The organism is Ruegeria sp. HKCCA4008 (assembly GCF_013033125.1).
In the GTDB taxonomy this organism is placed as follows: domain Bacteria; phylum Pseudomonadota; class Alphaproteobacteria; order Rhodobacterales; family Rhodobacteraceae; genus Ruegeria.
The window spans coordinates 22,925-43,740 of record NZ_WQDM01000011.1; the positions used below are offsets into that span (position 1 = coordinate 22,925).

The following is a 20,816-nucleotide window of genomic DNA, read 5'->3' on the forward strand; positions in this document are numbered from 1 at the left end:
TTTGTGACGCGTTACCCAGTTAAAAGCAGGACGTTCGAATGACCGCTGTATTGTCAGCCAAAGCCAGTGCCCCGGCGACAAAGCCGGTCGTTCTGGCCTTGCTCATTTTCTCCTTTGCGATGCCGTTCTATTTCCACTTGGGGGGGCTCAAGCTCAGCGGATATCGGGTGATCCTGCTGCTGTTTATGTTTCCTGCGATCATCGGATGGCTAAGCGGAAAGGCCGGAAAGATCAGGCTCGTTGATATTCTGGTGATCATGTTCAGCTTCTGGTCGGCCCTGTCTTTTTCCGTAAATCACAGTTTGGCGTCGCTGTGGCAGTTCATCGGGATGTTCATGATCGAAACCCTGGCGCCTTATTTCATTGCCCGCACCTATATCCGGAATCTGGAATCGTTTCGGTACTTCATAAAATGCCTGTTTCTGCTTATCCTCATTTTGCTGCCTTTTGCTTTATTCGAATCCTTTACGGGCAAGACGCCGCTGCTGAACCTGTTTGGCAAGGTCCTGAGCGTCTATCAGAAATGGATATTCGAACCTCGGCTTGGGTTGCTGCGGGCGCAGACAACCATGCCTCATCCCATCCTGTTCGGAGTGTTTTGCGCGCCGGCCTTCGCGCTGACCTGGTATGTGCTGGGGTGGCAAAAATCGCTCTTCAAGAAAGTTGGCCTGACTTCGGTGATCGGGGGGGCTGTGTTCTTTTCCCTTTCATCGGGCGCCTTCCTGAATGTCATCATTCAGCTGGCGCTCATGGGATGGAACTGGATTTTTGATTTCCTCAGGAACAAGTGGAAAGTTCTGCTGAGCATATTCTGCGTTCTTTATTTCATTGCCGAGATTGGCTCGAACCGGAGTATGTTCCACATCTTTGCAACCCATTTCACGCTGACCCCCGGCACGGCATGGGCCCGCATCCATACGTTCAATTTCGCATCCGACGATATTCTGCGAAACCCGATCTTCGGTATCGGCCTGAATGACTGGACGCGCCCTCACTGGATGGTACTGCTGAGCAGCGTCGACAATTTCTGGCTGGTGGTCACAATGCGGCATGGTTTTCCAGGCCTGTTCCTGCTGGCAAGCGCAGTCATTGTCACGTTCTTTAAACTGGGCAGCAGAAACTTGACCGGGGCAACGGCAGATGCGCGCCTTGGATACCTGATTTCGCTGCTGGGCCTTTGCGTGTCGGCCGTCACCGTCCACCTTTGGGATGCCACGTTCTGTTTTTTGATGTTTCTGCTGGGGGCAGGGGTTTGGTTTTTGGATGCAGATGACGGGTCCGGTCAGGATGGGGACCAGGCCCAGGCCGAGGAAGGAGGGCGAAAGATGCGGTATACCCGGTTTCCCAAGGCCCTGCCCGGAGAACTGTCTATCGGGCGGGTTGCACGCACCCGCTAGCCGGTCGTCGTCCAGCGCCGTCTGGCCATTCCCAATGCACGCCGAAGGCGGCGTAAGGGCGCGCCCCTGCCAGACAGGACCGCTTGTATCTGGTGATCAGTCATATCCTCGCGCAAGGATATTCGGGGGCGCAGGAAAGCGTTCTTTTGCCAGGTTCCGCCATCGCTTGACCAGGCGGCCGTGTATCCGGCCATGCGCAGGGCGCGCAGTACACGAGCATCATACCGTCCAAAGGGTATGCCTGCCTCGGTTACCGGGAGTGCGCATATCATTTCCAACTGCGCGCGGGATTCGCTGAGTTCTCGGACCAGCGCGGCGTCATCCAGTGTCGGCCAGGCAAGATGGTCAATCCCATGGCTGCCGATTGTCATATCCGCATCCTGCAAGCGACGCAGATGGTCTGCATCCAGTGATCCGGCCTGTCCGATCCGCCCGGTCAGGACAAAGAACCGTGCCCGAAGCCCCCGGGCCGACAGCGCTGGCAGGGCGATGTCATGATCCGAAAGATTGCTGTCATCGAAGGTGATGGTGAACCGGTTCGGATCAGGGTCTGCGGCGATCCGGTCCAGAACCCGTTCGAATTGCTCGACCGAAAGCCAATAGGGGGCCTCGCCCGGTTCCAGAGGGCGTTTTGGTGTTCCGATGCCGTGAAAGTTGATACCGATGGGCTTTGTCATGAGCGCAGTTTCTTCAGGCGGGCGTGAATGGTTTCGGCGATGCTGATCAGGGTAGAGCTTGCGCCGGCAGGGCGGAACTCGTACGGGCCCGCCGCGCGCAGTTCTGTGCCGCCCGTGCGCAGCTTGTAACGTGTGACGGAAGGGTTGGCTTCAGGATCTATCCCGCCCAGGTCGAAATACTTCAGGCCCAGGTCGCGACAGCGCAGCATGGAATGCCACATCAGATAATGCCCGGCATTCAGGCGCCGCCCGGTGTCCAGAGTGGCCCCGAACAGGTAGACGGCATTGGACCCAGCCCGTCCCAGCGTCATCGCGGCAATGTCGGCCCCGTCTTTGCGGGCAAACAGAACCTCATGGGCAAAATCCGATCCCTGAAGGGCATAATAGAATTCTGGCGGGATATCCGGCCGAAAGCCTTTGGCTGTCTGAACCTCGGCATACATCGGATGAAACCGGTCGGCTGCCTGTGCAATCGGCACGATATCCAGATCAAGGCCAGCTTTCAGCGCATTGCGCAGGGGGTTGCGCCATTTCCCGTGCAGAGCACGCATCAGCGTGTCTTCGTCCTGGGTACAATCCACGACCACGGTTCGATAGGTCGGGGATCGATCGGTGGGCAAAAACGCTTCGCTACGGGCCAGCTGATCCAACAATGCAACATCATGCCAGGGTGTGGCCGGAAACCGCAGGCGCAGGATATGCCCGCTCTCCTGAGCATATGCACGCAGTGCGGCCAGCACGGCACGCAGTGTTGCAGCGTCGGGATCAGGCCGATCGACATGCTGTACCAGCGGTCCGGCGGCAAGCCATGCAATGCCGCGCCCCAGTCCGGGAACATGTTTGATACGCATACATGCGGCGGCAACAGGCTGTCCGTCCGGGGTGGCCAGCATCAGGAACTGTGCCTCTGCCCCGATCCGGCGGGCCGCCGCGCGGGCATAGGTCAGGCTGTGTTCAAGGGTCAGGTCGTGGAATGAAGCGCTGAGGGCGGGCCACTTTTCTTCAGGCAGAACCCGTGCGGAGAGCTGATGTGCGATCATATCCGCCTCATATTCTTGTTTTGATCCAGCTGGACCACAGCGATTTGTTTTTCAGCGGGATCACGGCCCTCAGCCGGGGTGCAACCCGCCCGAACCAGAGCCTGTAATAGATCAGGTGCAACACACGCGCCCAACCAAGGCAGAGCTTCAGCAAGACAGGGGATATTCCTGATCGCCGTGAGACGATCAGGCGATGAGTGGGCACCGATTCACCGCCATAGATCAGCTTGTAACCATATGCGCCAACCCCGGCTTCGATCCGCGTCACGCCTGCGGCGATCAGCTGTTCGATCATCTGAACTAGGCCGATTTTCCCAAGGCTGAGGCGTTCCAGTTCCGGGTCGGTCGATCTGGCGGGCAACCGCCAATGGCAGGTCTGCCCCGCGACCAGACAGAATTGAGTGGCAAGGGGGCCGTTTCGACCATGTTGTTCGACAAACCAGGTTTCCTGCCCCTGCAAGGCGGCATCTGCCAGATCGCAGTAGAAGGCGGCGCTGCCAGGCCAATCCGCGAAATGGCCTCCTTTTCCAACCTCCTGCCACTGCCGGTTGTGGAAGCCGACGAAATCCCCGAACTGATGCGCATCAGGATGGACCATCCGCGTTGTCAGGCCGTGGTCATTCTGTAGATGTTTCAGATCCCGCCGATACTGCCCCCGCCGTTTCTTGGACAGGTTGGCAAGATAGCCCTCAAACGTATCGGGCAGTTCAAAAACCGTATGGGTGCCAGCCGGCGTGTCGGTCAGCGTCAGCCCCGGTGCCACCCCATTGCGGATGGCTGCCAGCATGGTGCCGCGTTCCGAGGCGGGGGTGAAACTGACCAGATGCACCCGGCCATCGCCGAGAAGGCCGTTCAGGGCCTCGGCGCAGCTGTTCTTTAGCGCGGTTTCCGTGGCGGCCAGTTGGAAAATCACCGTGTTGGGATCGGTTGCGGCCAGTTTGGCGATACGGACCCTCACAGGCCCCAGCCAAACCGGATAGACCATGAATGGCAGCAAGGCGACCAGCTGTCCCTGAGCGTCATATGCCACAAGGGTCCGGAGCGTTTTCCCGCGCCCGAAATGAGCCCACCAGGTCAGGACCCAGACCGGAGTGGCATAGATATCCGCGCCGGTCTGTCGGGCCAGTGCGGCCCACGCATCGGTCATGCGTTCAAGGCCTTTGACCCCATCAACCCATTTGAATGTCAGCCGGACGTCTGTGTCGGTCACTCTGTCGGCTCCTGGCTGGTCAGGTGATAGCGCAGCGAGGCCCGGGCCAGACGCCGCCGCGCGGCAGCTTCTTCCCGCTGATTTGCGACCGACATGACAAAGCGCAATATGGATGACCCCACAAATACCATCCGGCCTCGGAACAGGCCCCAAAGGCCATAATGTTTGCGCAGATAGATCATCTTGCTTTTCTGCATCTGTACGTGCATCCGCGAGCGGATCTGGGCGGTGCTTTTGCCGCCTCCCTCAAGGTGCAGGATGCGCGCTGCGGGGGTGAACACGCATTTCCAGCCTGCATCGCGGATGCGACGGCACCAGTCGGCCTCTTCCGAGTAGACGAAGAATGCCTCGTCCAGAAGACCCACGGCCTCGAAGACACGACGGGGCACAAGCATGAACATGCCCGAGACGACGTCGACCTCGCGTTGCGAACGCCGATCCCAGTCTCCGTACTCGGCGCGGGCCAGAAGCGGATTGCCCCGAGACAGGCGGTGCAGCCCAAACTCGATCAGCGCCAGGTTTCCCGGACCCGGGTCGGCAAAACAGGTGCGCTGAATGGTGGTTTCATCTTCCAGGACCTGACATCCAGCGCAGCCGACATCCGGGTGCTGATCCAGCCAGTCCAGCATGGTATCGATCGCACCATCCAGAATGATGGTATCGGGATTGAGCAACAGCAGATTGTCACCCCGTGCGATTTCCAGACCCTGATTGTTGGCCGCGGCAAATCCCCGGTTCGTGTCATTGGCGATCAACCGAACATCAGGGAATTCGTCACGGACAAGATCGACGGATCCGTCGCTTGATGCATTATCGACGACGATGACCTCATGCGGCTTCCGGGTCTGCCGGGAAATGGAAATCAGGCAGTCCCGAAGAATGTCCCGGGTATTCCAGTTCACGATGACAATGGAAACAGCGCATTCGCTCTGCGTGCCGTGTGACGGTGAAGTCATGAAACCCTGTTCTCGTTACTCACTTACATTTTCAAATTGTTTAGCCATTGTTCTGATCTATGAATACACTCAACGTCATTAAGCGACGGCTGTTGTTAAATAGTAGCTGTGAAATTCAGAGCGAATAAACCGGTATATTGAGGTATTAGTTTAACTGTGCAGGAACTTGAAGGGCAAGATAGTGTTGCGATTGAATGCACTGAGCACAGAGCCACATGATGAGTGGGTGGAATTCCTGAATGGGGTCAAGCACCAGCACCCCCGGCAATCGTCATCGTTTGCAGTTTCAGAACAAAGGCTGGGGAACAAGGTGATTTATGCTTCGGCGCGCGGTTTTTGCAGACAGATTACCCGAAGAATTCGAAAAACTTTTCACCGATTGCCGGGGTTACAATTTACCGTCCAGACGCAATATTCTGAAAATGGGGCTCGTGCCTGTCGGATATTGTTATGAGAACCGTCTGACACGCCGTCGGACTTGGCGGGGTTATTGAATTGTGGAGCGGGGATGAGAAACGGCACAGGTAAGAGCACGCTTTATTGCGGCGACCCTTCGATGCGGCTGGCCAATTTGTTCCGCCGCGATCCTGCGGGCGGGTATACGGCGCTGTTCAGGGACCGTTCCGTTTTCTGGAGTTTCAATACCCGTGTAGCGATCCGGGCAGCCTGTGATCTTCTCGACCTGAAGCCTGGGGACGAGGTTCTGGCACCGGCCTATAATTGCGGATCAGAGATTGATCCGCTGATTGATGCCGGCCTTTCCGTCCGGTTGTATCCGGTCATCGACGACCTGCTTGCCGATCCCGCGCGGATTGAACCGCTTATCACAGGACAGACGCGGGCCATCTATGTGACGCATTATTTTGGAGTGATTCAGCCCGCTCTGACGGAACTGCGCGCATTGTGTGATCGGCACGGGCTGCGTCTGATCGAGGATTGCGCGCTGAGCCTTCTGAGCGGCGCTTCTCCGGCTGAAGGGCGTATTGGGGACGTGTCGGTCTTCTGCTTTCACAAGTTCGTCCCCGTTCTGGAAGGAGGAGCGCTTGTTGTTAATGCAGCGGATTTGGCGCTTGCACACCCGTTTTCGCAATCTCCTCCACGTAAAAAAGTCGCAAAGAAGCTGGCGCGCGCCGGCTTGGCAAATGTCTTGGGTCAACAGCGCATAAAAGGGCTGAAGCAGGCATTGCGTGGACCGGATCAGGTTGACGCAGTGGTCAACTCTGATGAAGATCAACTCGAAGATATTCCCCCACATTACTATTTCGATCCGGGCCTTCGGAATGCCCGAATGAGTGTTTTTGCGTCACGAGCGCTGCGTGCATTTTCCGTTTCAGAAGCCATTTCAGCCAGAAGGGCGCATTGGGAACGTTATCGGGATCTGCTGGATGGTATGTCAGGAATACGCATGCTGCTACCAGAGCTCGTGCCCGAGACCTGTCCGCTCAACATGCCGATCCTGGTCGCGGACAGGAACAGGATCGTACAACAGTTGCAAAGTTTGGGGATCGGGGCGACGCCTTGGTGGGCAGGCTTCAACAGCAATCTGGACTGGACCGATCAGGATCAGGCGATGGTGATTAAGAACAGTGTTGTGGCATTGCCGTTGCACCAATCTCTCTCAGATGCGCATGTTGATTATATCGTTTTTGCACTGAAAGAGGCGCTTGCAGCCTGAGTTACAGGAAAAAAACGCCTCGAAACAGGCGGTACCTTAGTTTGCCGGAATAAACCTGGATTTGGCTTTCGCGGCCATGTCCAGTGCCAGACTTTCAAAACCTTTTGGCTTCCCGGCAAGGCGCCAGAGCAGCAAATGCGTGCCGACATATACAAAAACCCCGACCAATACTTTGATCGAAAACCGGATGCGCAGTAATGGCAGGTCTTCCGCTGTCTCGTAAGCCCATCCTACCGCGTCACCACTGCCGTAGGCGCTGCTGACAAATAAAACGGCAAGCAACATGACAAAGGTCGAAACAAACGTGCGCCAAGCCATCAAGATTGGTGTCAGAAATCCACCGGATCCGAAATCCTTGGCCATGCTGAGCGCCAGACCGATTGCAAACAGGCTGGCGGCCCCGGATCCCAGGATCGCACCGGTGAAGCCATAGCTTGATCCCAGCACTGTCAGCGCGGTTGTAGCGATCAACAGGATCGTGTTGCGCACGAACAGGCGTTTTGTAGAGCCTTCGACATAACTGGCAGACCGGACATTGGCCTGCAACGTCTCGATTGCTTTCAGCGGAGCAAGCACCCAGATGACCTGTGCGGCGGCCAACCACTGGTAACCAGCCACGACAACGATCAAATGATTGGCAACCAAAGCCATGCCGACACTGGCAGGAACGATGATCCCCAAAAGGACGGCGTTGACCTGTTCGAAGGCTTCCCGGCTGGATCCTCGGGTCCTCGAGGTATTGGCAAGGCTTGGATAGACCACCCGTTCCAACGGGCCGATGATCTGGCTAGTGAACATGATCACAAGGCGGTAGCCAACCCTGAAAATCCCCGCGTCGGCCAAACCAAGCGAGCTTCCGATGACGATCTGGGGCATGTTGTTGATCAGAAACTGGGTAATCTGAGCCCCCAGTGACCAGGACGACACGTCAATGCAGTCATGCCAGCATCTGAGCGTCAACCTGGGCCGCATCGGGGCGACGGAAAAGCTCCAGATGACCCGGATGGCCTGAGTGATGGCATAGGCGATTACAATGGCCCAGTAGTCACGCCAGAACCAGGTGAGGCTGATGGCCATCAGTGTATATGCAATTCTGCTGGTGGCTTCTTCCCCCGCGATGAAACCGAACCGGAGATCTCTTTCCAAAAGTGGGAAGCGTGTGCTCTTGATGGAACTTGCGATAGCAATGAAGCAAAGCGCGGGGATCAGCGATGTCAGTTCCGCAAGCCCGAAGAATGTCATCAGAGGGGCGCTGGCCCAGATCAGGAGTGCCGAAAAGATGCCCAACAGTACCTGCATCGTGAACACGGTGTTCAGGTGATCGTCAGTGATTTCGGGCTGGCGGATCAGAATCATGGAAACAGCCCGCTGGACGATTTCCAGAAACGCGGCCGCGATTATGAAATAGGCAATGATCCCGAAATCCGTTGGCGTCAGAAGACGGGCCGTCACAACCAATGTCAAAACGCCCAGAAACTGGCTGAAAACGCCCGATGCAAACAATGTTGCGGCCCCCTTGGTAAGGGTCGCGCTGTGATCGGGTGTGCCCGGGGCGATAGTCACGCCTGGTTCAACTGGAGGCTTCAAAAGACTTGCCTTTCCATACTCGGAACAAAAAACTTATCAACGCACCAATGTTTCCAATCTGGCTACCCTCAACGTCGCTTCAAAAAACCCGCACTTGCTGTTCTAGGAATTTAGTCGGCTGGCTGCTAGTCAAACCTGTAAGTATATTTTTGTGTTGAAATCGCATGTTTTTCCAGTTTCAGAGAGGTACACCATGTTTCAATCAGTACCGTCGCGGCGAGTCGGCGCAGAATATTACATAGCAAAATGAAGTTTCACCTCAGTGTCTCAGATTGGATTCTGATTGCGCAAGGGTAACAAGTAGAAGAGACCGGTGTTTTCTGGACCCGGCGCCTGTTTTCAAGATGGTATAACAGTATGAAGATTGCGATTTTTGGTCTGGGGTATGTGGGGTTCACGGCAGCATGCTGTCTTACCCGTGAGGGGCATGAGGTGATCGGCGTCGATGTGAATGCCGACAAGGTCTCGGAAATCAATGCCGGGCAGCCCCCGATCAAGGAACCCAAGGTGGCCGAGCTGCTGACCGAGGCATTGGGCAAGAACCTGATCCGCGCCACGGTTGAAATTCCAGACCTGTCGAATGTGGATCTGGCCATCGTTTGCGTCGGCACGCCCAGTTCCACTGACGGGTCGCACAACATGAATTTCGTGGCCGAGGTGACGCGGCAGATTGCCAAGGCCGTCTCGCCCGACCGCGCGCGGCCGCTGACTGTGGCCTATCGGTCAACCTTCCGGCCGGGCACCGTGCGGCAGCTGATCGAGCCGATCTTCCAAAGCTATCTGGGCGAGCGGACGGCGCAGGCGGTCGAGATCGTCTATAACCCCGAATTCCTGCGCGAGGCGTCGGCAGTGGATGACTTCTTCAACCCGCCCAAGATCGTTGTTGGTACAGCCGGTGGCAATCGCTCGGCGGTGATGGACGAAATGCACGAGGGTCTGGACGCGCCGGTGTTCTACACCGCTTTTGAAGAGGCCGAGATCACCAAATTCGTTGACAACACCTGGCATGCCACCAAGGTGGCCTTCGCCAATGAGATCGGCCGTATCTGCCACAGCATGGGCGTATCCGCCAAAACCATGCACGAGATTTTCGTCTCGGATACCAAGCTGAACATCTCGGCTTATTACACCCGTCCGGGCGGCGCGTTCGGGGGTTCGTGCCTGCCCAAGGATGTGCGTGCATTGCAGCATATTGCGGGTGAGGTGGGGGCCCATACCCATCTGATTGACAGCCTGTTGCAGACCAATCAGGCGCATAAAACCTATCAGGCGCAGGACATCATGGCGCGGCTGCCCGAAGGCGGTCGGGTGCTGATGGCGGGGCTGGCCTTCAAGGCCGGAACCGATGATCTGCGCGAAAGCCCCAATGTCGATATTGCCCGGCGGCTGCTGCAGGCGGGGTATCAGCTGTCGGTCTATGATCCGGCCATCAAGCCTGCCGATCTGCGGGGGCAGAACCTTGGTTATGCCTTTACCCACCTACCCAACGTGGGCAGCCTGCTGGTGGATCGCGCCACGGCCGAGGCCGGGCCATGGGATCTGGTGGTCGGATCGAACAGGATCGTGAACGAGCTGAACCTTGGCGATGCAGAGGTGATAAGAACCTATGAATATGACTAGCCCTGTATCCGCTGTTCAGCCGATCTCGTTCGACGAGCTGCGCCAGAGCCAGCCGCTGAAAGGGCTGAAGGTTCTGATCGTGGTGGAAAACCTGCCCGTACCCTTTGACCGCCGCGTCTGGATGGAGGCCCGCACGCTGGCCGCCGCAGGCGCGCTGGTCTCGGTCATCTGTCCCACTGGCAAGGGGCATGAGGAACGCGTCTGGGAAGACGAGGGGATCAAGGTCTATCGCCACCCGCTGCCATTGGATGCCAGCGGGGCGCTTGGGTATCTGCTGGAATATGGCGCGGCGCTGTTCTGGGAAAGCTGGCTGTCACTGAAGATCAAGTTCACCCGCGGCTTTCATGTCATCCATGGCTGCAACCCGCCCGATCTGATCTTTCTGGTGGCACTGCCCTTCAAGCTGTTTGGCGTGCGCTATCTGTTCGATCACCACGACATCAACCCCGAGCTTTACGAGGCCAAGTTCGACAAACGCGGCTTCTTCTGGAAGCTGATGAAGACGTTCGAGCGGCTGACTTTCGCCTCGGCGCGGGTGTCGATCGCTACCAATGAAAGCTATCGCAAGATCGCCATCGAGCGCGGCGGCATGGCGCCCGAGGATGTCTTTGTGGTTCGCTCGGGTCCGGATCTGAGCCGGTTGCAGCACCTGCCGCCAAACCCCGCGTGGCGCAACGGGCGGACATACATGGTGGGCTATGTCGGTGTCATGGGCGATCAGGAAGGCATTGACCTGCTGCTGGAATCCGTGGCGCATCTGGTGCAGGTTCAGGGGCGCGACGACATCCAGTTCTGCCTTGTGGGCGGGGGCCCCAGCCTGGACAAGCTGCGCGAACAATCTGCTGAAATGGGCCTGTCGGACTATGTCACCTTCACCGGCCGTGCGCCGGATCATGATCTGTTTGAGATCCTGTCGACCGCAGATGTCTGCGTGAACCCGGACCGGGTGAACGAGATGAATGACAAATCCACCATGAACAAGATCCTTGAATACATGGCGTTCGAAAAACCCATCGTTCAGTTCGACGTGACCGAAGGGCGGTTCTCGGCACAGGAAGCCTCGCTTTACGCCAAGGCCAACGATCCGGTGGATATGGCCGACAAGATCACCGAGCTGCTGGCAGATGACGACCGCCGCGCCGCCATGGGCCGCTATGGCCGCGCCCGGGTCGAGGCCGAGATGGCCTGGCCGCATCAGGTCCCTGCGCTGATCGCGGCGTATCAGCGGATCTGGAAGGGGTAAGGTCGGCTATTCCGCAGCCTGTTTGGTCTTCAGGGGCTTTTGAGCCTTCCGGTGCCGCAATTGCATGGCTGGGGCCTCAACATAATGCCATGACAGCATCGCGCAGATCATTGTTAGTGGAAATGATATGACCATGTTCACGATAGGGGTGGTGACCCCGGCCTGCGCCACCAACTGCTGAATGGGAAAGGCATAAATGTAGACCCCGTAGGAATAGTCGCCCAGCTTGTTGTAATGCAGCAGCAGAGGTGTTTTCGCGTAACCCAAGAAAAACACCATATATGACAGGCAGACGGCAAAGACCGGCAGAAACAGCGGTGTGAACCAGGCCACAATGGACAGCGCCGTTGCCGTGATGAACAGGATCGGGGACAGCGGGATGTGCTGGCGCCAGATATAAAAGACCATCCCCGTGAGAAAAGGGAGGCCAAGCCGGGTGAGCTGCTCGATGCGCGGGTTCAGATCGGTCACCATGGCCACCGCATAGACGACCAGGAACAGCAGGGTAACAACAGCAAAGATTTTTTTCCGACCCAGAATGCCGAGGATGCCGCAGATCAATACACCGACATAGCAGGTCACCTCGTAAGACAGCGACCAGAGTGAGCCGTTGACTGCCGGGCCGTAAGGGTTGGATTCGAACACGCCGGGCAACACGTACTGAATCTTGAACAGCAGCATGTTGCGCACAAAAAATTCCCCGGCCTGCGCCCAGAAAACGGATGCAGGGGCCTGTGTCAGTATGAACCCGGCAACCAAGAGCGTAATTCCTGTCACGACCGCAAGTGCCGGAAACAGACGCAGCGCGCGGGCGATCAGAAATGAACTGGCAGACCGTTTTCTATCGAAGCTGCGTGTGATGAAGAATCCTGAAATGGCGAAGAAGATCCATACGCACACCATGCCCAGGGACAGCCCGTGAAGAGCGGTTTCAAATGGTTGACCAACCGCGCCACCCCAGCTGAGCGGATAGGCGTGCGATACAAGCACGCCGCTGGCGGCAAGAATCCGGATCAGGTTGAAATTGTTGTCCCGCCCGTCTGCCCGGTCCGCGATATAGCAGCGCGCAGGATCGCCCGAGGCAGCATGCGCATCCTGGTCTTTCATCCGCGAGTCCTCTGGGTTGGTGGCATAAACATATGGGTCCGCAATTATTTGGAAGTTATCCTTTGATACAATATCCACGGTTCAGTTGCTGCAAGTATCTCGAAACCCTGAACCTGTGGCGGAAACGATTCCGTGGAACATGTCACGATTGTATCGGCTTTGGCGTTCGATAATGCATTCAAGGCCGATGGCAGCGTGTGATTGGCCTCCAGCGCAATTTTCTGAACTGCGCCTTGCACGCTGGCTAACGGACCAACTATGCGCAGCGGTTGCTGCGTGGGGTTGGCAAAGGTCGGAACTGCCGTACCATTGAAGATCATGAGAAAGGACAAGGGTCTGCAACTGGGCTTGAAAACCCACGCGTCCTTTGCGTCTTCCACATAAGCCCCGGCGCCCAGACTGCGCGTGTCGTGGAGGTTCAACGCCTCAAGATAAGAGGCGTAAATTTTGCCATCCTGATACCACCCGACGGTCAACATCAGATTGCGCAACAGAAACAGCCCGGCGATCGCCGCAACAGCTATTTGTTGTGATCGCAGCCTGGCGCTGGGATTCAGAGACAGGCTGGCGGCCAGAAGGGCCAGCATCAGAAGCGGGATCCGCTCACTCAGATGTCCGACGCCGAACAGGTTCGGAGGGGTTATCAGGATCAGCAAACCGCACAGCGCCACGGCAAGCTTCATACGCCGGTCGATCCGCCATATCCCGGTGATGAGGCCACCGATCAGCACGCCCCATAACAGGACGCCAAGACCCCAGTCGAACGTGCGCCATGTGGATTCAGCCACGCGCAGGAACCCGTCGACGCGCAGATAGGCCTCGGTGCTCAGACGTGCCCATAATGTTCCTTGCTCGGCATGAGCCAGTAGGTTCGAGACAGGCGTGGCGACGCCTCCACTTGCGGTTTTCGTTTGCAGGAAGATCACGGCCGGTGCGACGGCGATCAATGCAAGCCTTGCGGCTTTGCGCATCAAAACCGACAGCCCCGGATAGCCTGATCTGAGCGCAAGCGACAGTTCGACCATGCCCAGCAGCAGCCCCCACAGCGCAAAGGCCAGACCGTGAATAAAGAAAAGAAGCAGCCCCAGACAGGCTGTAATGGTCAGTTGCCGGACGGGCCGGTCCTGTGCCGCAATCCAATAGCCGGTTGCGCCCAGCAGAACCCCCAAGCCAAGCAGGAAATTCGAAAAGCCCCAGATCAGGATATGGTTATACGCCACCAGACCGGCCAGAAACACGGTCAGCACCGAGAGATGCCCATGCAGAACACGTGACAAATACAGGATACCCGCAAACGGGGCCGCAATGATCAGACCGGCGATCAGCTTAGCACCCAAAAGCGGGGGCAGCACTTTCATGACACCTGTACCCAGAACATCCAGCCCGAGATTGGGCAGCAATTGCCAGGCGGCCTCATAGTTCTGTTGCAGTATGGCCGAGTCCGGAAGATTGGCCAGAATGTAATAGCGGGCGATATGGGCGTAGAAATCCGTCAATGGCAGAACGGGTGTCACGCATAGAGGAATGAGGCTGGCAAGCAGAGTCAGTGCCAGAACTGGTCGCAGAGAACGGCTTTGGGATGTCGTAATCATTTCTGCCGCAGGCACTTTTCCAACCATACACTAAAAACTAAAAAACTGTTTCATCAGGTATCAATAGCACATCATTATGCAATCTATTTTTCTTGCCGCAGTCCTTCGAAACCCGTCCACGACGATCTGGCGTCAAAGGCTTGGAAGCCCAAACACTGACCTCCCTCCTCAAAACGGTACAAAGCGGGGCAGGCGGTTCAGGCTTGGCTCCATGAAACGTTGCAACCTTGCATCCGCATCCGCTTCGGTTTCACCGGGCAGGATGGGGGTCACAAACCGGACCAGAGCGCCATCGGTGCGCCCCATGGTAAAGCCGTCCTGAATGACGCTCATCTTGGCGCGGAAATCATTGACCATACGTTTGCCGCGCTGTTCGAACCAGTAATAGACCAGCTGTTTTGACAGCTCTTTCTGGATCACGGCGCGGTTGACCGTAAAGCTGCCATAAGGCGTGTTGCCCGGGTTGATCTCATAAGGTTCGAGGCTGAAGATTTCCCAGCCCCCCACCGGCAGGCACACTTCGGGCGAATGGATGCCGTCACCGTCGGTCTGCTTGTCGTAAAAGGCCACGAACATGTTCACGAAGTGGCCCGATCCGGTGTCGATATAGGTGGTATTGAGGTAATCGCTGGCACCCAGAACCTGTTCAACCTGTGGATCCAACGTGGTGGGCGACCCGGACCAGGGGCCAAGTTGCCGTGGATAGAGAACAAACGGGTCACGTTCCACAGGCTGCACTTCGGAAGCGGGCCGCAGGGTCCAGGCGGTTGAAACCGCAAGCGTCAGAAGGCCCGCGACCGCCAGCGCCACCGATGCACGGATGCCAAAGATACGCAAGGCAACAGAACCCAGCCCCTGGGTATCCAGATCAATGGTCTCGGCAAAGGGTTGCGGATTCGGCGCCAGGCGCTGCAAGCCGATGGCCATCAGGAACAGAATGGCGACGCAGAGCAGGAAGATGATCCAGCCTTCAAAGAAATGCATGAAGCCTTCAGCCTGCTCGATACCGTGCTGATTGACCAGCACGCCGATCACGCCAATGCGGATCGAGTTCATCAGCACGGTCAGAGGGGCCGCCGAAACCAGCAAAACCACCTTGTGCCAGATCGGGCCACGGTAAAGCAGGGCAAAGAGATACGAGAAGCTCAGGATCGGGAACAGATAGCGCAGCCCGGAACAGGCCTCGGCCACCTGCAGTTTGTAGACCCCCAGATCGATGATGTTGCCTTCGATGAAAACCGAAACACCGGCCATCTGCACGAACCAGACGCCCAGCTCGGACGAAACCCATTGCAGGAAGATCGTGAGCTTCCAATAGACGAACTGCGGCAGCGGCAGCATGAACACCAGATGCAGCACGGGCAGCTGGTGGTATTTGCCCCGCTGCCAGCCGAACACGGTCAGCATGACGCCGCCCGTCCAGATGATCATGGCATAGGTGACGATATCGGGAATACGGGCCAGGTTGCCCAGAATGGCGATGATCAGGGCCACGGCAATCACCGCCACACCCGGCCAGCGATCATACACAACCGGGTTGGGTGGTGGCATATCCCGCAATTCACGCAGGAACAGATACAGTGAGATGATCGGGATCAGCGGGCCATGGCTGTATTCGGGGGTGCTCCAGGCGGCGCCCAGAGACACGATCCCGATCCAGAAGACGGGTACCGATCCAAGCAGCAGCAGGACAAACCAGAACAGCCCGACGGTGTTCATGACCGGCAAGCCTCTTCTGGCCGCTTCAAGGATATTACTGCGGCTGTTTTTCGAATCGAAGTGATGCATCACGGTCCATCATGCACAATAAGGTGTGGCCTGAAATTATGACGGCTCAAGTTCCCGCTATTTTGATCCGTTTTCGGGACATTGACCGCGGGATGCCCTGATTGTCGATATCATGAACCGCGTGAATGAACGTTAGGGTTTGAGAGAAAAGCGCCGGCCCAAAGTCAGAAAGACCGAGTTTGAAGTTGCCTTAAAGCCGTTCTGATCGTCCATTTCATACTGGTACCCCACGTTTACAGCCCAGTCTTTCGTAACCGCCCGTGTATAGGACGCACTGAACGTACCGCGCTGGCGCGGGTTGGGTTGACCGGTTCCCTCGTCTTCCTGATCGATGTAATCGACGCTGAAAGACAGCCCCGATACCGGGTTGATGAAATAGTCATATGTCAGAAACACCAGTGTTTCACGTGTTTCTATGCTCTGCGTACTGGTGCCGACCCGGCGTTGCACTGTTGCCCCGATCCGGGAACTGGCCAGCTGATAGCTGTAGTCGAGCTGCCCGATCGGCGTGACTTCGTCGAATGGTCCTCTGGTCAGGCCCACGTTGAAGCTGAATACTCCGTTGGCGCGCTGAAAACTGCGGCCGGCCGTTGCGTTTATCCGCGACCCATTGACCCCGAATGTCTGGTCAATCTGAAAATCCGCCGAGCCGTCTGGCAGGGTTTTGCTCCATGCGAAATCCCAGACGAAATCCTCGGTTACGGTGTTGGTATTGGTTGTGCGCTGCGTGTCATCCACCTGACTGTAACCGATATTCGCACTGACGGTGGTGACAGGGGATATGTCATAGGTTCCGCCAACTGTCACAACCGTTGTTTGCTCATCGGTTCGCACGTTGTCCTCTGCCGAGAAATCAGTGTAGCCGAGACGCAAGTTGGCCTGAAAAACCGGTGACACCCGCAATGTCGTGATCGCCGTGTAATCGCTTGACTTGTTGTCGAACAGGTTCGGATCGATCGTGTTTGTATAAGTGCGTTCGCTATAGCTGTAGATGAATTGGAACCCGATTGGATCATTCAGGCCGGTTTGCCAATTCAGGTTGCCCAAGGAGTTGACCTGATCCCCGATGGTTCCGGTCACATCGGCGGCATCAATTCTGCCATCCAGATTGGTGTCGGTCAGTGAACGATTAAAAGCCAGATCCTGTTCGCGGTAATCCAATAGCAGGTCAAGCTGGCTGTTCAGGCGCGACCGCTGATACGACAGGCGGGCAGACGGGTCTGAAAAACTGGAATCCGTCCCGATAATCGGCTCGTTGGCGATCCGGTACAGCCCGGAAAGGTCAAGAGCCAATCTCGAATCCGAGGTCTGCTTCAGAATACCCAATGCCAGCGTATTCTCCCACCAGGTCGTGGACCCAAGCGAAGGATCGGTCAGGCGAAGATTGCTGTCATGTCTGAGCGACGAGAGATAATCCAGGGTCACACTCAGGCCGGTCCCGGTCCCAATCTGCTGACCGGTTGGCAGACCGACCCTTCGGGCCGGGTTTCGCTGTGCCCGTTGTGCGATCAGTTGCTGGCTGGGTGTCTGCTGCACAACCGTCGGTGCGACGGTTGTCTGCTGCACGGATGTTTGCTGTGTCGAGGTTTGTGTTTGCTGCGCAGTCGTTTGCTGTGTCGAGGCCTGCTGCCCGACAGCTGGTGTAAACGAACTTATGACAGCGATCCCGCCCCCCAGAATGGTGGACAGCCTGCTCCTGGATTTCCCCACCTGTATCAGCCCCTATTCGAACAAGCGGCGTGCTGGTACGACAACAACGTCTCCGGGTCTAAGCACTGTATTGCCTTGGATGCCACCGCCCGAGCCTTTGTAGTTATAGGTGTATTTTCTCATCACGCCTGTTTTACTGTCAGCCCGGCGCAATTCGATGCGCTTGCGAGCCGCGAAATTGGTCAGGCCACCGGCCTGAGCCAAAACCTGGAGAATTGTTGTGCCTTCGGTTGCCAGATGCTTGCCGGGCACATTGACCTCACCCATGATGAAAACATCGATGGTTGGTCCGGATGCGGCCTGTCCGCCCAGAAGCGGCGGCGGAGCCAGCGACGCCACTGAAATAAAGACTGTCGGCGGTGTATTGAAATTCGAGGCCAACGCCGATGAGAGCGACGCGCTCAATCCGCTGGTCGACTGACCGGCCGCACGGATCGAGCCGGCAAGCGGAAAGTTGATGGACCCGTCCGGCAGAACCAGAATGGTCCGATTCAGGGTGGGGTCTTCGAGAACTTCAACCTGCAGCGCATCACCCGGTTGGATTTGATAGGATTGCGCCCATGATGCGGTGGCCACGATCATGGTAATGACAAGTGCGGTCAAGGACCCGATGACTGTACGCATATTCAAATCTCTCACTTTTTCCTACTTATGCCTTCCCACAAGCTGCAAAACAATCAGCAGGGAGTCTGATACATACAAGATGCGGCAGAAATGCAGCGGCGGCGCGCGTGCACTCTGTGCGCTTACTGACCTGCGTTGCTCATCGTGACCAGCCGTTCGATCTCGGCCTCTATGGATGAGGCAATCTCAGCCGAGGCTGCCCCGGTCGCTTCAGCTGCACGAAAACTGCGCAAAGCTTCTTCGTGCCGGTCCAGAGCGGCGTATGTTTTGCCCAGGTGGTACAAGACCAGAGGATGCCCAGAGAAAACCTGTGCCGCAGATTCCAGGTACTGGACGGCCTCTTCATAGTTGCCGACCTGATACGCCACCCAGCCATAGGTATCTTGAAAGGCGGGTTCTTGCGTGCCCCGCAGGCGCTGCGCCAGAACATGCGCTCGTTGCAGGCTTTCGGCATCGCTGCGCTGGGTTGTCAGCAGGCTGGCAAGGTTGTTGGCAACCAAAATCGACTGGCCACTGAGGGGGTAGAGCTTTTCGTAAACGGCAATGGCCTGCTCCATATCGCCGGCCTGTTCGTGAAACGCTGCCTGCACAAATAGCAGATCGGGATTTTCGGGCAGGGCAATCAGTGCCTCGGCCAGGACATCCTGGGCTTTTTCGATATTGCCACGCTCGGCTTCCAGCATGTGAAGCGCGACCCATGCCCGTGTTATGTCGGGGCGCTCATCGATGATCGCGCGATAAATCTGTTCGGCCTTGTCAAGTTTCCCTTCTTCCGCCAGCGCATGCGCCTTTACAAAGCGCAATGGCAGGGAATCCGGGGTTTCCGTAAGTTTCTGATCGATCCGGGCAAAGGCTTCTTCGTGTTTGTCCTGAGCCAGCATCAGTCGGATAACCGCGATATCAGCGGGCAAGCCGAATTGGGGATCTGCGGCCAATTCGTTGAGAAATTCCATCAGGTCGTCAGAGCGGTTCTGGGAGGCCAGCATGTATGCCCTGAGCTCGTTCGAAAGGCGTTGCCCGTCGGGGTCTGTCAGCGCTTCGAGCGACTTCAGAACAGTTTCCAGGCGGTCCCAGTCCTGCTGACGCATATAGGTTTGGGCAAGCAGAGACAGCAGGTCCGGATTTTGCGGGCTTTTGCGCAAGGCATCCAGCAACACGCTCTGGGCGATTTCCAAGTCATTTTTTGACAGCAGATATTGACCATAGCGCGCAGCCTCGGTTCCTGCGTTTTGGGACATCTCCGCAGCCAGAGCAAGCATTTCACCCATCAGTTCGCGATCGCCGTTGCGCTCGTGAGCATTGGCCATAAGGGTCATCAATTGCGGATCGCGGGGGGTCTGGCTCAGGGCTTCGCGCAGCAGGATAATCGCATCACCGGTCTGATTGTCCTCAATCAGCCAGGCAGCCTTGAACTTGAGCGCCCCCACCTGTTTCGGATCTTCTTCAAGTATCTTTTCGACCAAAGCACGAGCTTCTTCAGATTTTCCCTCGCTGAACAGCATCCGGGCGAATTCTACTTCGTTTTCCCGGGTTTGCGCGGTTCGCTCTGCATCTGCCAGAAGATTGCGCATTTCAGAAAGTGCGGTTTGCGTGTCCCCGCTGTGAAATTTCAAAGTGGCCCGCCATGCGCGGAGCTTTACGGCGTTCGTGCTGTCCTGCGCGATGATTGCATCAATTTCGTTGATGGCGGCCTGGGGGCCGCGATGGTCGTTCAGGAATGCAATAAGCCGTTGAATTGGCATATGATCTTCGGCCTGGGGGTCGATCTTCCCGCGCAGAATTTCCTCGGCCGCATCCAGCTCGTTCCAGTCGATGTAATGCTGAACCAGCATCGCCTCGACGCCCTCATCCTCGGGGTAAAGCTGAAGCATGCCTTTGAGCTGCAAGGCTATCTCTTCGTGTTTGTTCTGAGCCTGTAGGGCACGCAGTCGGATCGCGTACAGATTGTCCTGCTTCGGCACTACGGCCAGTGCGGCATCAATCTCGTTGACCGCATCATCCCAGAGCTCGTTGCGGACAAGCCAGTCGATCACGATTTTCCGCGCGCTCATCAGATCGGGTTTTTCGTCGATCATTTCGCGTGCGGTCCGAATGATGGAATCCGTTCTGGCCACATCCCCGTTACGGATCGAGTCGGTATAGGCCAGGCTGTTATTGATGGACTCGACCTCTATATTGTCGGGTTCCAGTTCGGCGGCTATCGCACCATGGCGTCTGACAGCGTCCCAGTTGCCCAAGTCAAACGCCATCTCGGCCAGTGCGAAGTGGCTTTCGAAATTGTCCGGGTATTGTTCGACCAACAACAGGTACTGGCCGAATGCGACTGGGATGTTCTCTCGATCACGCTCAAGCCGGGCATAGGTCAGGCGCGCCTCTTTGTGCTGGCCGTTCAGTTTGAAGACGTTGCGGAATTCGACCAGAGCGCGCTCGACGTCGCCCTCTTCCAGCAAGGCCAGCCCGGCCTGATAATGTTTCTCGGCCCGCTCTTCAGCGGTGTCACAGGCACTCAGGAACAGGAACGCAACACACAGAAGCGATGCAAGACGTGGGAGATGGGAAAAGACGGACTGGTTCATGGGTAGGTTTCCAC

Annotated in this window: 15 protein-coding genes; 4 read left to right on the forward strand and 11 right to left on the reverse strand. The window is 57.0% G+C overall.

The annotated features are described in order from the left end of the window. Positions 1-38 precede the first annotated feature (38 nt). Entirely contained in the window at positions 39-1,397 is a 1,359-nt protein-coding gene (locus GOW60_RS18725) for an O-antigen ligase (RefSeq protein ID WP_171230467.1), read from the forward strand. Here GOW60_RS18725 and GOW60_RS18730 read toward each other — a convergent pair. Genes GOW60_RS18730 through GOW60_RS18745 form a run of 4 tightly spaced genes read right to left on the reverse strand, consistent with a single transcriptional unit; the run spans position 1,394 to position 5,280 of the window. Continuing rightward, a complete protein-coding gene (locus GOW60_RS18730; RefSeq protein WP_171230468.1) occupies positions 1,394-2,074 on the reverse strand; it encodes a polysaccharide deacetylase family protein in 681 nt (226 codons plus the stop codon). The genes GOW60_RS18725 and GOW60_RS18730 overlap by 4 nt on opposite strands. Next, entirely contained in the window at positions 2,071-3,114 is a 1,044-nt protein-coding gene (locus GOW60_RS18735) for a GNAT family N-acetyltransferase (protein WP_171230469.1), read from the reverse strand. Before GOW60_RS18735 ends, GOW60_RS18730 begins: the two co-directional genes overlap by 4 nt. 7 nt (positions 3,115-3,121) lie before the next feature. Beyond that, positions 3,122-4,324 carry a GNAT family N-acetyltransferase gene (locus tag GOW60_RS21480; RefSeq protein ID WP_171230470.1) on the reverse strand — a complete coding sequence of 401 codons (1,203 nt, stop codon included), beginning with the start codon at positions 4,322-4,324 and terminating at the stop codon, positions 3,122-3,124. Next, positions 4,321-5,280, reverse strand: coding sequence for a glycosyltransferase family 2 protein (locus GOW60_RS18745; protein WP_171230471.1), 960 nt, complete (start codon positions 5,278-5,280; stop codon positions 4,321-4,323). The genes GOW60_RS21480 and GOW60_RS18745 overlap by 4 nt, the downstream gene beginning before the upstream one ends. 508 nt (positions 5,281-5,788) lie before the next feature. Here GOW60_RS18745 and GOW60_RS18750 point away from each other — a divergent pair. Beyond that, positions 5,789-6,955, forward strand: a complete 1,167-nt coding sequence (locus tag GOW60_RS18750; RefSeq protein ID WP_171230472.1) for a DegT/DnrJ/EryC1/StrS family aminotransferase — start codon at positions 5,789-5,791, stop codon at positions 6,953-6,955. A 36-nt stretch (positions 6,956-6,991) separates the two neighbouring features. On the opposite strand, the gene GOW60_RS18755 is transcribed toward GOW60_RS18750, so the two are convergent. After that, entirely contained in the window at positions 6,992-8,518 is a 1,527-nt protein-coding gene (locus GOW60_RS18755; protein ID WP_171230473.1) for an oligosaccharide flippase family protein, read from the reverse strand. A gap of 381 nt (positions 8,519-8,899) precedes the next feature. Between GOW60_RS18755 and GOW60_RS18760 the strand changes: the two genes are divergently transcribed. Further along, entirely contained in the window at positions 8,900-10,162 is a 1,263-nt protein-coding gene (locus GOW60_RS18760; protein WP_171230474.1) for a nucleotide sugar dehydrogenase, read from the forward strand. Continuing rightward, positions 10,149-11,405 (forward strand): glycosyltransferase family 4 protein, encoded by a 1,257-nt coding sequence (locus GOW60_RS18765; protein ID WP_254444030.1) that lies wholly within the window; start codon positions 10,149-10,151, stop codon positions 11,403-11,405. Before GOW60_RS18760 ends, GOW60_RS18765 begins: the two co-directional genes overlap by 14 nt. A 6-nt stretch (positions 11,406-11,411) precedes the next feature. Here GOW60_RS18765 and GOW60_RS18770 read toward each other — a convergent pair whose 3' ends face one another. The 6 genes from GOW60_RS18770 to GOW60_RS18795 all read right to left on the reverse strand — a co-directional run bounded on the left by GOW60_RS18770 (position 11,412) and on the right by GOW60_RS18795 (position 20,802). Continuing rightward, a complete protein-coding gene (locus GOW60_RS18770) occupies positions 11,412-12,512 on the reverse strand; it encodes an acyltransferase (RefSeq protein ID WP_171230475.1) in 1,101 nt (366 codons plus the stop codon). Between the two features lie 44 nt (positions 12,513-12,556). Next, positions 12,557-14,104, reverse strand: a complete 1,548-nt coding sequence (locus GOW60_RS18775; RefSeq protein ID WP_171230476.1) for a hypothetical protein — start codon at positions 14,102-14,104, stop codon at positions 12,557-12,559. A 168-nt stretch (positions 14,105-14,272) separates the two neighbouring features. Further along, entirely contained in the window at positions 14,273-15,823 is a 1,551-nt protein-coding gene (gene xrtD, locus GOW60_RS18780) for a VPLPA-CTERM-specific exosortase XrtD (RefSeq protein WP_254444031.1), read from the reverse strand. Between the two features lie 201 nt (positions 15,824-16,024). Then, complete coding sequence (locus tag GOW60_RS18785) at positions 16,025-17,458, reverse strand: hypothetical protein (protein ID WP_171230478.1); 1,434 nt, start codon at positions 17,456-17,458, stop codon at positions 16,025-16,027. A 156-nt stretch (positions 17,459-17,614) separates the two neighbouring features. Continuing rightward, positions 17,615-18,226, reverse strand: coding sequence for a polysaccharide biosynthesis/export family protein (locus GOW60_RS18790; RefSeq protein ID WP_170346999.1), 612 nt, complete (start codon positions 18,224-18,226; stop codon positions 17,615-17,617). A gap of 122 nt (positions 18,227-18,348) precedes the next feature. Further along, positions 18,349-20,802, reverse strand: a complete 2,454-nt coding sequence (locus GOW60_RS18795) for a tetratricopeptide repeat protein (RefSeq protein WP_171230479.1) — start codon at positions 20,800-20,802, stop codon at positions 18,349-18,351. Positions 20,803-20,816 lie beyond the last annotated feature (14 nt).

Bases quoted from the DNA above. Each gene is read 5' to 3' on its own strand.
- xrtD (WP_254444031.1), bottom strand. From the start codon at position 15,823: ATGAACACCGTCGGGCTGTTCTGGTTTGTCCTGCTGCTGCTTGGATCG.
- GOW60_RS18750 (WP_171230472.1), top strand. From the start codon at position 5,789: ATGAGAAACGGCACAGGTAAGAGCACGCTTTATTGCGGCGACCCTTCG.
- GOW60_RS18765 (WP_254444030.1), top strand. From the start codon at position 10,149: ATGAATATGACTAGCCCTGTATCCGCTGTTCAGCCGATCTCGTTCGAC.
- GOW60_RS18745 (WP_171230471.1), bottom strand. From the start codon at position 5,280: ATGACTTCACCGTCACACGGCACGCAGAGCGAATGCGCTGTTTCCATT.
- GOW60_RS18770 (WP_171230475.1), bottom strand. From the start codon at position 12,512: ATGAAAGACCAGGATGCGCATGCTGCCTCGGGCGATCCTGCGCGCTGC.
- GOW60_RS18795 (WP_171230479.1), bottom strand. From the start codon at position 20,802: ATGAACCAGTCCGTCTTTTCCCATCTCCCACGTCTTGCATCGCTTCTG.
- GOW60_RS18775 (WP_171230476.1), bottom strand. From the start codon at position 14,104: ATGATTACGACATCCCAAAGCCGTTCTCTGCGACCAGTTCTGGCACTG.
- GOW60_RS18790 (WP_170346999.1), bottom strand. From the start codon at position 18,226: ATGCGTACAGTCATCGGGTCCTTGACCGCACTTGTCATTACCATGATC.
- GOW60_RS18730 (WP_171230468.1), bottom strand. From the start codon at position 2,074: ATGACAAAGCCCATCGGTATCAACTTTCACGGCATCGGAACACCAAAA.
- GOW60_RS18760 (WP_171230474.1), top strand. From the start codon at position 8,900: ATGAAGATTGCGATTTTTGGTCTGGGGTATGTGGGGTTCACGGCAGCA.
- GOW60_RS18725 (WP_171230467.1), top strand. From the start codon at position 39: ATGACCGCTGTATTGTCAGCCAAAGCCAGTGCCCCGGCGACAAAGCCG.
- GOW60_RS18735 (WP_171230469.1), bottom strand. From the start codon at position 3,114: ATGATCGCACATCAGCTCTCCGCACGGGTTCTGCCTGAAGAAAAGTGG.